At 40.7% G+C, this 12,506-nt stretch carries 11 protein-coding genes and 1 pseudogene; 6 read left to right on the plus strand and 6 right to left on the minus strand.

The window, feature by feature from the left end; translation table 11 throughout:
- Positions 1 to 1,604 (minus strand): annotated as a pseudogene (locus RYP29_RS07000) (hypothetical protein); the annotation flags it as partial.
- Between the two features lie 378 nt (positions 1,605 to 1,982).
- Between RYP29_RS07000 and RYP29_RS07005 the strand changes: the two are divergent.
- Both RYP29_RS07005 and RYP29_RS07010 read left to right on the plus strand, forming a co-directional pair.
- Positions 1,983 to 2,567, plus strand: coding sequence for a hypothetical protein (locus RYP29_RS07005; protein WP_311532759.1), 585 nt, complete (start codon positions 1,983 to 1,985; stop codon positions 2,565 to 2,567).
- 8 nt (positions 2,568 to 2,575) lie between these two features.
- Positions 2,576 to 3,154, plus strand: a complete 579-nt coding sequence (locus tag RYP29_RS07010) for a hypothetical protein (RefSeq protein WP_311532760.1) — start codon at positions 2,576 to 2,578, stop codon at positions 3,152 to 3,154.
- A 126-nt stretch (positions 3,155 to 3,280) separates the two neighbouring features.
- On the opposite strand, the gene RYP29_RS07015 is transcribed toward RYP29_RS07010, so the two are convergent.
- The 4 genes from RYP29_RS07015 to dapF are packed head-to-tail and all read right to left on the minus strand — an operon-like array spanning position 3,281 to position 8,475.
- Positions 3,281 to 5,260, minus strand: a complete 1,980-nt coding sequence (locus tag RYP29_RS07015; RefSeq protein WP_311532761.1) for a fructose-specific PTS transporter subunit EIIC — start codon at positions 5,258 to 5,260, stop codon at positions 3,281 to 3,283.
- A gap of 40 nt (positions 5,261 to 5,300) precedes the next feature.
- Positions 5,301 to 6,209, minus strand: a complete 909-nt coding sequence (pfkB, locus tag RYP29_RS07020; protein WP_311532762.1) for a 1-phosphofructokinase — start codon at positions 6,207 to 6,209, stop codon at positions 5,301 to 5,303.
- Positions 6,210 to 6,245: 36 nt separating this feature from the next.
- Positions 6,246 to 7,583 (minus strand): Na+/H+ antiporter NhaC family protein, encoded by a 1,338-nt coding sequence (locus tag RYP29_RS07025; protein WP_311532763.1) that lies wholly within the window; start codon positions 7,581 to 7,583, stop codon positions 6,246 to 6,248.
- A 58-nt stretch (positions 7,584 to 7,641) separates the two neighbouring features.
- Positions 7,642 to 8,475, minus strand: a complete 834-nt coding sequence (dapF, locus tag RYP29_RS07030; protein ID WP_311532764.1) for a diaminopimelate epimerase — start codon at positions 8,473 to 8,475, stop codon at positions 7,642 to 7,644.
- 203 nt (positions 8,476 to 8,678) lie between these two features.
- Here dapF and ptsP point away from each other — a divergent pair, with 203 nt between their 5' ends.
- The gene (gene ptsP / locus RYP29_RS07035) at positions 8,679 to 10,406 is read left to right on the plus strand and encodes a phosphoenolpyruvate--protein phosphotransferase (protein ID WP_311532766.1); all 1,728 of its coding nucleotides are present in this window, start codon (positions 8,679 to 8,681) and stop codon (positions 10,404 to 10,406) included.
- A gap of 114 nt (positions 10,407 to 10,520) precedes the next feature.
- Positions 10,521 to 10,781: an HPr family phosphocarrier protein gene (locus RYP29_RS07040; protein WP_005377050.1), complete on the plus strand. Its 261-nt coding sequence runs from the start codon at positions 10,521 to 10,523 to the stop codon at positions 10,779 to 10,781.
- 45 nt (positions 10,782 to 10,826) lie between these two features.
- On the opposite strand, the gene RYP29_RS07045 is transcribed toward RYP29_RS07040, so the two are convergent.
- On the minus strand, positions 10,827 to 11,105 hold the full coding sequence (locus RYP29_RS07045) for a metal-sensing transcriptional repressor (RefSeq protein WP_005377006.1): 279 nt from the start codon (positions 11,103 to 11,105) through the stop codon (positions 10,827 to 10,829).
- Positions 11,106 to 11,307: 202 nt separating this feature from the next.
- Here RYP29_RS07045 and RYP29_RS07050 point away from each other — a divergent pair, with 202 nt between their 5' ends.
- Together RYP29_RS07050 and RYP29_RS07055 are read left to right on the plus strand one after the other, a co-directional pair.
- Entirely contained in the window at positions 11,308 to 12,108 is an 801-nt protein-coding gene (locus tag RYP29_RS07050; RefSeq protein WP_311532768.1) for a biosynthetic peptidoglycan transglycosylase, read from the plus strand.
- A gap of 258 nt (positions 12,109 to 12,366) precedes the next feature.
- Positions 12,367 to 12,506, plus strand: a 140-nt coding sequence (locus tag RYP29_RS07055) for an argininosuccinate synthase domain-containing protein (RefSeq protein ID WP_311532770.1), incomplete at its 3' end; no start/stop codon positions are given.

Genomic DNA, 12,506 nt, shown 5'->3' on the forward strand with positions numbered 1-12,506 from the left:
GCCTCAGCTTTAGCCTTAGCCTCCGCCTCAGCTTTAGCCTTAGCCTCCGCCTCAGCTTTAGCCTTAGCCTCAGCCTCAGCTTTAGCCTTAGCCTCCGCCTCAACTTTAGCCTTTGCTTCTTGTTCTGCTTTAATTTTAGCCTCTTGCGCTGCTTTTGCTTGCTCTGCCGCAATACGTTCTTGTTCAGCCTTAATAGCGGCTTGGCGCTGAGCCTCAGCTTCCGCTTGAGCCTTAGCTTTTGCTTCTTGCTCTGCTTTAGCTTGTTCTGCTGCAATACGCTCTTGTTCCGCTTTAATAGCCGCTTGACGCCTAGCTTCAGCTTGTGCTTTTGCAGCAGCATCTGCAGCTGCCTTTGCTGCGGCTGCATCTAGACGAGCTCTTTCTGCATCCGCTTCAGCTTGTTCTGCCGCGATGCGTTCTTGTTCAGCCTTAATAGCAGCTTGGCGTTGGGCCTCGGCTTGCTCTGCCGCGATACGTTCTTGTTCAGCCTTAATAGCAGCTTGGCGTTGGGCCTCGGCTTGCTCTGCCGCGATGCGTTCTTGTTCTGCTTTAATAGCGACTTGACGCTGAACCTCAGCTTGCTCTGCCGCGATGCGTTCTTGTTCTGCTTTAATAGCAGCTTGATGCTGAGCCTCGGCTTGCTCTGCCGCGATGCGATCTTGTTCCGCTTTAATAGCAGCTTGGCGTTGAGCTTCGGCTTGCTCTGCCGCGATGCGATCTTGTTCCGCTTTAATAGTAGCTTGACGTTGTGCCTCAGCTTGCTCTGCCGCGATGCGATCTTGTTCCGCTTTAATAGCAGCTTGGCGTTGAGCCTCGGCTTGCTCTGCCGCAATGCGATCTTGTTCCGCTTTAATAGCAGCTTGACGTTGGGCTGCCTGTTGTTGTGCTAACAGTTCTGCTTGGCGTTGCGCTTCTTGTTGTTGCGCTAATAATGCGGCTTGACGTTGTGCTTCAGCAGCTCGTTCTGCCGCCATTTGGCGTATTGCTTGTGCTTGTTCACTGCTTTGCTGTTGCATTGCTTCTTGTTGTGCAGCTTGTTCTTCGGCCAATTTAGCTAAACGCTCACGTTCAGCACGTTGAATATCTCGAATGGTTAGTGTACGTTTGGCAATAACTGATTTAGTTGTGGTTGTATTAGCAACTGCTAATGGTGTAGTGGATTGTTCTTGCACAATGATCGGTGTACGTTGTACTTGCGTTGTTTGTGTTTGTTGCTTGCCATCTACTTGTTTTTGAATGGTAACCGGTTCAGTTTTACGTTGTACATTGATTAAACTATGCATTGCCAATGTTGGTTCCATCATAGTATTCGTTTGTTTATTAACAACATATTGTGGTTGCGACACAGCTCTATATTGTTCCTCTAAAGCTTTAGCCGTATCTGGAACCGGTACTGGACGTACACGAGGCACCATAGGTTGAGTATCCATTGGTCGTACGACTGGAGTCACTACATTATTAATAGTTTCTGTCGTTGATTCAGCAGTAGTTTTAGATCCTACTAAATCATTCATATTAAGGACCGGAGCTGCGTGAGCAACGCCACCCAATGCTGCTGCTGCAAAAAACGCAGCAGTCACTTGACGTTTCTTAGATGATTTCATGAATTATTCTCCGAACTAGATTTCAAATAATAATTTATAATTTTAAAAATTATTTATATTTATATAGTTTATCATAAATATGGATTATTGTACAATTTCCAAAAATATAGGCTATATCAAGTGAAAATGGCATTACAGGAAATTAGAAATTTAGAATTAAATTTAAAATCATATGTTATAGAGGCATAATAGCTGATTATAGAAAACAGAAGAGAAACTAAATCATCTAAATGTTGAGAAGATAAAGTATATCAAGTAATTTGGTATTAATGCTGACAATTTGAAGTCGAGAGAATATTAGACTTATGTATACATTTCTCAATAAAATATGGTATGCTTTGGGTAATTTAATCGAGTTTTGTTTTTAAAGGAGAGAACATGTTTAGAAAATTCTTATTAGCATGTATGGTGATGGCTGCTTTTACCATGCAAATTCAAGCTATTTCAATTAATGAATTAAATAGTTCATCGCAGTTTAAAAATGTGTATCAAAAATCGTATCCTTATGAAGGTGGTTCTATACAAAATAAGCTAATAAGTTATTTAAATACATATTCTGTAGAGTCTCTAGAATACGCAGCACCGCACTATAAATTAAAAGGTACTTTTTATGCTGTTTATGAAACTCCTCGAAGTACATCTATTACAGAATATGAATTAACTGCTACGTACGATACGAATTACTCATTAGGGTCCTTAATACAAGCTATGAATCTTGTAAAACCATCACCATCTATGTACGCCGTGATTAAGGCTGCACAGGATGAATCAGGGATACAAGTCGAGTTACAAGAGGTAAAACGATATAATGTAGACGGTACAGAGGTTATTAGAAAAGTTCCTTTAGAACATCAATTACGTCCATTAGATCGTGGACGATTTGATGAAGACTTATTTGCTGTAGCAGATGCTATGTTTACTGTAGCGTATCGGCAGCATTTTGACGATATTGTAGTGAAATGAGGTACCTTATGAAACGTTTTTTATTTCTTATGGCCTTAGTATGCGTTTTATGTGCTTCTGTTAATCCTGTGAAGGCTGTATCTAATACTGAGTTGCAAGATACTAGTCGTTTTGCCCGGATTATATCTAAAGGTGATACAGGTGGTGGAGATGGTAAATATATTGAATTAAGTACAATTCGAGATAATTCTACAGATACGCATACAAAAAATATAGAGGCTAAGATATATGTTGTATTGCCTTCATCTGATTTAATTAGGGAATATAAGGTTCGTTATGACTATGACTTAAACCTTTCCTTTGCTAATATGGTAGCTAAGGCACCAGAGCTAAAAACAAGGCTACCAGATTTTTCTTTACATGAACTATGGAATATAAAAATGATGGAATCTGGTATTGTAGGGATGGTATTAAATCAACAGGATTACACTCTCAATGGTGAAAGTAAACCAACACAACCAGCTCTTAAAGGCTATGAGAATGTTACATTCTTAACACCTACGGACTTTGATTTTGAAAGCTATAATGTTGCTAATCGCATATTTAAAATGGTATATGGTACATTTTATGATGATGTAATCCGATAAGCAGATCGAAGATATAAGTTAGAAATACAAACACCCTATGTCAGTATTGTGACATAGGGTGTTTTGCATATATTAGTTATTGGTCAGTCATTTATAATGATTAAACTAAATAGACCAATTGTGATATTATTTTTTGAGTTTTGGTTTTACAATAGCCAAGATAATACAAGCTACAACGGAACCGATTGCAATGGATGCAAGGTAAAGAAGTGGGTTGCCGATTGTTGGTACTACGAAGATACCGCCGTGAGGTGCACGCAATGTACATTCAAAGAACATGGATAATGCACCAGCTGTACCAGCACCGATGATGCAAGAAGGCAATACGCGGATAGGATCAGCTGCAGCGAATGGGATAGCGCCTTCAGTGATGAAGGAAAGGCCCATGATGTAGTTAGTAATACCAGATTTACGTTCTGCTTCTGTGAATCGGCTAGGGAAGAATGTTGTACAAAGGGCAATCGCCAATGGAGGTACCATACCACCAGCCATAACAGCGGCCATAATACCATATTCACCAGTTGCAAGAGCACCAGTACCGATAACATAGGCTGCTTTGTTTACAGGACCACCCATATCAACAGACATCATAGCACCGAAGACAAGGCCTAATAATACGCGGCTTGTAGTACCCATTGTTTGCAAGGAATTCATAAGCCATTCGTTCAAAGCAGATACTGGCGGATTGATGATAAAGGTAATCGAGATACCGATAAATAATACGCCTAGTACAGGATAGAAGAGCACTGGTTTTGTACCCTCTAACGCTTGAGGTAATCCGGATACGAGTTTCTTAACTAACAGTACTAAGTAACCTGCTGCAAAGCCTGCAATCAAGGCACCGAGGAAACCGGAACCACCTTGGTTTGCTAACAAGCCACCAACGAAACCGGCTACAAGACCTGGACGGTCTGCAATACTCATAGCGATGTAACCAGCTAGAACAGGTAACATAAATCCGAAGGAAGCACCGCCGATTTTCATTAGAAATGCGGATAATGGTGTACCAGAACCAAAGTTTTTAGCATTAGCTGGATCGAATGTATCAAATAGGAATGCTAGAGCGATTAGGATACCACCGCCGATAACGAATGGAAGCATATGGGATACGCCATTCATCAAATGTTTGTAGATTTGACGACCAAAGCTATCGGATGCATCGATAGCTGAATTTGCGCTATCTTTATCTGCTTGTGATGCATGGTATACTGGCGCTGTACCAGACATAGCTTCACGCAATAATTCTTCTGCTTTATTAATGCCGTTTGCAACCTTAGTTTGAATCATAGGTTTGCCATCAAAACGGGCCATTTCAACTTGACGGTCAGAAGCGACGATAATGCATTTAGCATGCTCGATTTCTTCAGCAGTAAGTGCATCTTTAATGCCAGAAGCACCATTTTTTTCTACCTTTAAAGAGATGCCCATTTCCTTAGCTTTACGTTCCAAGGATTCTGCAGCCATGTATGTATGAGCAATGCCAGTAGGACAGCCTGTAACAGCTAATACTTCGTAATGTGGATTATCTACAGATACCTTAGGAACTACCTTTTCGATAGCCTCTGTAGCTTTTGCTTCGATAGCATCGGTAATGCTTGGTGCTTTTTCATCTGCTGTTTTGATATAGCCTTCTACAGATGGATCAAAGTTGCCTTCTTCTTTAGCGGTGATAAGCTCTAGGAAACGGTCAACAGTAGCAGCTTGGATGAGAGCATTTTTGAAGTCTGGATCAATTACCATAGTTGCTAATTTGCTCAATACCTCTACATGAGTATCAGCTGCGCCTTCTGGAGCTGCAATCATAAAGAATAGGCGAGATGGTTGTCCATCGAGGGCCTCGAAATCAACACCGTTAGGAACGACCATAGCAGCAAGACCCGCTTCTTTTACACCTGCTGATTTAGCATGCGGTGTAGCAATACCATCACCAAGTCCAGTAGAACCAGATTCTTCACGAGCGAATACCGCTTTTAAGTATTCTGCCTTGTCAGATAAGTTGCCGCCCTTATCCATTAAATCACCTAGGGTGTAAATGGCATCTGCCTTATCAGTTGGTGCTGCATTCAGCAGGATTGATTGGGGCTTTAATAAATCAGTAATCTTCATGTGTGTACTCCTTACTGTACATATATAATGAATAATAAAATTAACGAATTGTGTTGAGCAAGGTAAGAACTTCGTCCTTAGTGGCTAGATTTTCCGAAAATGCCGAAGCAGAGCCTGTCGCAATACCCCAATAGAGGGCTTGTTGCAACTCTTTAGTATTGAGGTATCCAGTCATGAAACCGGCTACCATAGAGTCGCCGGCACCAACGGAGTTGATAAGTGTTCCCTTAGGTGCAGGACTTGTGTAGACTGTACCATCAGCGGATACTAATATAGCGCCTTCGCCAGCCATAGAGATGAGTACATGTTGTGCACCTTTGGCCTGTAATTCTTTAGCTGCCGCAACTAAATCATCTTTTGTAGACAATGTGCGTCCGAAAATTTCACTTAATTCGTGATTATTTGGTTTGATTAAAAATGGTTTGTATGGCAATACTCGCGTTAATAAATCCTTAGTTGCATCTACGACGATACGAATATGTTTATGAGCTAAGCGCTCCATAATAATTTCGTACATATCGCTTGGAAGGCTAGATGGAATACTACCTGCCAAGATTAGTGTGTCTTGATCTGTTAATGCATCAAGTTGGGCATATAAGGCGTGCAGCTCATCGTCTGAGATGATAGGACCACGACCGTTGATTTCCGTTTCTTCATCGGAAGCTTTTACCTTAACGTTGATGCGGGTTAAACCTTCTTTGAGTCGGATGAAGCTTTCACGGACACCAAATTCATTGAGTTGGCGCACGATTTCATCACCTGTAAAGCCAGCGATAAAACCGAGTGCCGTTGTATCCATGCCTAGGTTATTAAGTACGATCGACACATTGATGCCCTTGCCACCACCGAGCACATATTCTTGTTCAGTACGATTGATAGTGCCCGTGTTTAAGTGGTCTAAGCGAACGATATAATCCAATGCAGGATTGAAAGTAATCGTATAAATCATAAGTTTTCCTCTATATTTCGTATAAAATAGAATGTATTAATGGATATGTTGTTCCTTGCGTCGTAAACGATACCAGTAGATGAGTGGTACTAAGTATAAGAAGAACGCAAAGGGTACGTAACCAGCAGGTGAAACATCCATCATAATGACAGGTACGAGTGCTGCAATATTCCATGGCTGTAAGGCCGCAATTAGGATGCCACTATTTTCAAAGTCTAGCATAACATCTTCGTCATGAATGCGTTCCTTTGCATAGGTAGTACGCATAATCGAATGCGTCATGATTACAGCAATTGCTTGACTACAACCAAGAGCACCTGTAATAAAAGCAATCAGTACATTCGATGCAAAGAGTTTAGCGCGACCTGATACGTGTTGTAACAGATTGCGAATATCATTCCAAAATCCAACGCCTTCAAGCATACCAGAAATGGAACAAGCCATGAATATAGAAAGGGTTGGTATCCACATCGTTTGCAAGCCTCCACCGTGGATAATATCCGCTAGTGGATTATAATCAGGTAGATGAAAACCAACTAAGGTAAATTGCAATATATCCATTACGGTATAATTTTGATGGATAATTGCGAGGATGGCTGCTGCCAGTGCACTAATACCAATTGGCCAACGTATAGAAAGCTTTGTTGGTAATAAACCAATGACGATAAGAACTGGTATCCATAATGTCCAATGGATATTGAAAACGAAATGAATCGTATCTGGTAGATAACTGTTAGTATAGTCTAGTGGAAACCATAAGGATAAGAGTAGATACAATACACCACTGATGATGAGCGCTGGTATGCTATCTTTCAACATAATCGGTATATTACTATTTACTTTTGTATGCGTTAGAGCCGCTACGAGAGAGGCGCTAGAGGATAAAGGAGCGTTTCTGTCTCCTACATAGGCGCCTGCTATAATGGCCCCTGCTACAATATCAATAGGCAGATTACCGGCTTTGGCAATTGTAATTAGTACAATACCTATGGTGCCCACTGTTCCTAACGATGTACCCAGCAGCATACTCACACAGGATGTGATTAAAAATGCGCAGATTATGAAAAGATTTGGATTGATCAATTCGATACCAGACGCAATAATCATGGGAATAACACCTGATGCTTGCCACATGGCTATCAACCAACCGATGAGCAAAAAGATTTGCATAACCACGATTGAGGTCTTGGCACTCGTCCAGGACATACGGAGTAAGTCTTTTGGATTATAGCCTTGCCGATATAGAGCGTAAGCGAAGCACAACCATACGAGGATTAATGCGTAGCCGATGGGGACACTAAACATGACCGAGGCCAGAATAATGACGATAGAAACGACTAATGATATCAATAGCCCCATATTATTTGGCATCATGGTGCGCCCTTGTTTATATTTCAGATAGGCCTGTAATAGTAATTGTAACCACTTCATATTATTCGATAGGAAGTTCTGTTTCGAATACTTCCTCAGCAGGGCCTGTCATAAGAACCGTGCCATCCTCCAAATAACTGATGTGTAATGTGCCAAGATATAATTCTACATCGACCTCGCGACCTGTAAGGCCTTTTTCGTGGGACATGACCGCAGATGCGCAAGAACCCGTACCGCATGCAAGCGTAGCGCCAGCACCGCGTTCCCAAGTGCGGACCTTAATATGATGGTCGTTTACGACCTCGATATAGTTTACATTTGTATTGGATGGGAATGCATCGTGTTTCTCTAGAATTGGACCTTGTGTTGTAACCGGTGCTTTAGTGATGTCGTCCACAAAAACTTCTGTGTGAGGTACACCGAGAAGAACGGAACTTACCGTTAGTGTTTCGCCATTTACATCGAGGTCCACATCGATGACCTTATCCATGGTTACATTCATAGGAATGTCTTTACTGTTAAAGAACGGTTTGCCCATATCTACTGTCACTTGTGTAACAATGCCATTTTCAATGGTTAGCGTTGGTTTCATAACGCCCGCTAATGTTTCAATTGTGAAAGTAGTATCTTTGATTTCTCCATGTTCATACGCATATTTAGCAAAGCAACGAATGCCGTTACCACACATTTCTGCTTCGCTGCCGTCTGAGTTGATGATGCGCATGCGTACATCGCATGTATTAGATGGTACAACGATTACAAGACCATCGGCGCCGATACCTGTACGACGGTCGCAGAGGCGGATGGCGAGATCCGTATAATCTTTATTGGCCCCTTGTGGGTCAGAAAAGAGGATAAAATCGTTGCCGAGACCATGCATTTTTGTTAATTTCATACATACTCCTATTCGAGGTCGCACTATACATGCGACTATTCCTTACAATAGAGTAGACTTTCACCATGATACGCGTGAAAGTCTACGATTAACTATATATAATATAACATTATATCACAGAATAGGGTCTCTCTTTATTGTTCAATGTAAAAATGTTAAAATATAATGTAATGTAGTTTATAAGTATAGAAAGAGGAGCACATATGCGAATTCAAGGGATTTCTGGATCTCGAGGCGTTGCTGTTGGCAATGTGTACAAATATATACAAGAAGAAATCGTGATACCTGATTATGAGGTAGCCGATGACCAAGTAGAGGCTGAAATTGGTAAGTTTGCTAGCGCTATGGCCGCTACCCTTAAACAATTAGATACGATTCGTCAAAAAGCATTGGTTGATATGGGGGCTGATGAGGCTGCTATTTTTGAAGCTCATATGCAAATTGCACAAGATCCATCCTTGTCTGATGGTATTAAGTCCCTTGTAGAAAATTCAAAGATGAACGTCGTAGCTGCTACGGCGCAAACGATAGAAACCTTTGCGGCTATTTTTATCGGTATGGACGACCCATATATGCGTGAACGTGGTGCGGATATTAAAGATATTGGTGATCGTTTGATGCGGAACATGCTCGGTATGAACCCACGCGGTTTATCTCATATTTCCGGCGAGGTTATCATCGTGGCTCACGATTTGGCTCCATCTGATACGGCTTCACTAGATAAAAATGTTGTAAAAGGTATCGTTACAGCTGCTGGTGGTCCTACATCTCATGCGGCTATCATGGCACGTACCTTAGAAATTCCTGCCGTTATGGGCGTTGGTGATATTGAAAGCTTTACTGACGATGTGCGTGCTGTTGTACTTGGCACTGATGGTGAAGTCATTACAGAACCATCCGATGAAGAATGGGAACGTTATACAAAAGCAGCAGCAGATTTCCAAGACGAATTGAAACGATTGAAGGACTCTGCCAATTTAGAAGCCGTTACAAAAGACGGCCATCATGTTGATTTATTCGGTAATATTGGTAAATCTAAAGATGCAGACCATGCGTTGACCATGGGCGCTCAAGGTATTGGCCTATATCGGACCGAATTCCTTTACATGGAAAACGATGAACTGCCTACAGAAGATGTACAGTTTGAACAATATAAACAAGTAGCAGAGAGCATGAAGGGCCAACCTGTCATCATTCGTACCATGGATATCGGTGGTGACAAGGAATTAAAATGTCTAGATTTACCAGAAGAAATGAATCCATTCCTCGGGTATCGTGCCATTCGTATCTCCTTGAATCGACCTGATATTTTTAAGGTCCAATTACGTGCACTCCTTCGGGCTAGTGCATTTGGTGATATTCACATCATGTATCCTATGATTGCATCTGTAGAAGAGGTTAAAGCGGCAAACGCTATGCTCGACGAATGCAAGGAAGAATTAATGGCTGAAGGTGTGGCTTTCAATAAAGATATTAAAGTAGGTATCATGATTGAGGTTCCTGCGGCTGCCGTAATTTCTCCAATTTTGGCTAAATATGTAGATTTCTTTAGCATTGGTACTAATGACCTTTGCCAATATACATTGGCGGTAGACCGTATGAATGAGGCTATCGGCAATTTATATCAACCATTGCATCCTGGCGTATTGCGTCTCATTAAACATGTGATTGATGCGAGTCACGAACAAGGTAAATTCACTGGTATGTGCGGTGAGTTAGCTGGTGATCCAGTAGCAACTATGATTTTATTGGGCTTAGGACTTGATGAATTTTCTATGACGGCATCATCCATTCCATTGATTAAAAATATTTTGCGCTCCGTTACAAAGGTAGAATGTGAAGAATTTGCGCAAAAGGCATTGACGATGGATACAGCTGAAGAAATTACGACTTATGCAAAATCATTGCTCGCTGAAAAAGGTTTGGCATAGACCATAGCTTTCATAAAAACAAACTTGAATTTAATAGGGGTAAACTGATACAATACCTATATTAATAGCAAAGATATTAGGCGTTTTTGTGCGCTCCGTAGAAAGAGGTAACTCATGAAAGAAGTAACAGTAGAAATCACAAACGAATCTGGTTTACATGCTCGTCCAGCGACTGCATTTACACAATTGGCTGCAAAATTTGCGTCCAAATTGACAATCGCAGCAAATGGTAAAACAGCAGATGCTAAATCCATCTTGACTGTGTTGACATTAGGTGCAACAAAAGGTACATCCGTAGTATTAACTGCCGATGGTGCAGACGAAGATGATGCATTAGCAGCACTTAGCGAGTTCTTAACAACGAACCACGACTAATACGCAAAAGAGGCAATACCCTAATCATTAGGATATTGCCTCTTTTTATTTTCCCATATTGGCAAAGCGCTCTACAGCAACTGTAAAGTCATTAATTGTTTTATCTACATCACCATGTTGTATACCATCGCGTACACAATGGTTGATATGTCCTTCGAGGACCACTTGGCCAACCTTATGCAACGCGGATTTGGCTGCATTGATTTGGGCTAGTACATCTTCACAAGGAATGTCTTCTTCAATCATTCGATCAATAGCTTGCACTTGACCTAAAATTTTACGCAATCGACGATGTAGATTGTCTGAATCCATACACTGTTTCATAATACTCCTCCAATTTGGGCATGCTTCATCATCTTATTTATTATACGACAATATGGTTAACAAATACAATATATACAAGTATGCTAAAAATAGATAACTTATGATACAATACAATCAATATATATTAGTTGTATTATTGCGATGTCGTTTGTGAAAGTTTGTATTCTCAGAAATCTGCTGTAAGGTAGATACAGGTGAATCTATGTTTATATTTCGAATAGTGCGCCGATTAGTTCTTATCATTTGTATCGTGCTAGGGGCTATATATGCGTATGATACGTATCAAAGCTATCAGGGTGCCAATCGTGTCAGTAAGGCCCATACAACTGTAGAACAGGCTATTGAAGAAAATGAAGATACCCTCAGTCGTTGGGACCGTGTGTATCGTGTATTTACCTTCCGTGAAAAGGTTGAAAGTGCACTACAACAACGAGTGCCAAAAGATAAATGGGTAAAATCTGAAAGCATTCCTGATAATGCGAAACGAGCTCTAGTGGCCATTGAAGATAAGCGCTATTATAAGCATGGCGCCATTGATGTGCTCGGTGTGACGCGTGCTTTTTATGTTAATAGTGTTGCTGGTGAAACCGTTGAGGGTGGTAGCACAATTACCCAACAATTAGTAAAAAATCTATTTCTGTCGTCGAAACGGACGATGTCGCGTAAAGCGGAGGAAGCTATTCTAGCGGTAGAGATGGAGCATTACTATAGTAAAGATGAAATTTTAACCATGTATTTAAATACGGTCTATTATGGACATAATTATTATGGTATAAAAGAGGCTGCCGAAGGGTACTTTGGTACCAGTCCTAGTCGTTTGACCTTGGGCCAGTGTGCCATGTTAGCGGCTTTACCAAATGCACCATCCTATTTGGATCCTTATGAGAACTACAAAGGAGCAAAAGCTCGGCAAAAATTAGTTCTTGCGCAAATGGTAGATCAAGGCATGATATCTCAAGCTGAGGCAGATTATGCATATAAGCAAGATCTTGGTATAGAATAATATATTATTATGAGTATAGGAGCAATCATGATGCTAAAAGGATAGGTGTCATGATTGCTTTTTATTTAATACATATTACTTAGTTCGGATTCGAAATATATTATATAAATGAATAAAATTTCTGCTTGCATTTATAAATATGCAGTGATATACTAACACCTGTAGTCGATAAGACATGAAGAATTCATAATGAATTCGTAGTATAATAATAAATGGTATGAATCATACCTAGTATAATTTAGTTTATGAGGTGTTATCATGGGTAAAGCAAATAAAGTAGTACTCGCATATTCTGGTGGTTTAGACACATCCGTTATCATTCCTTGGTTAAAAGAAAACTATGGCGCTGAAGTTATCGCTGTATGCGTAGACTTAGGCCAACCTGAGGATTATGATGC

The sequence above is a fragment of the uncultured Veillonella sp. genome, from assembly GCF_963534045.1.
GTDB lineage: Bacteria > Bacillota > Negativicutes > Veillonellales > Veillonellaceae > Veillonella.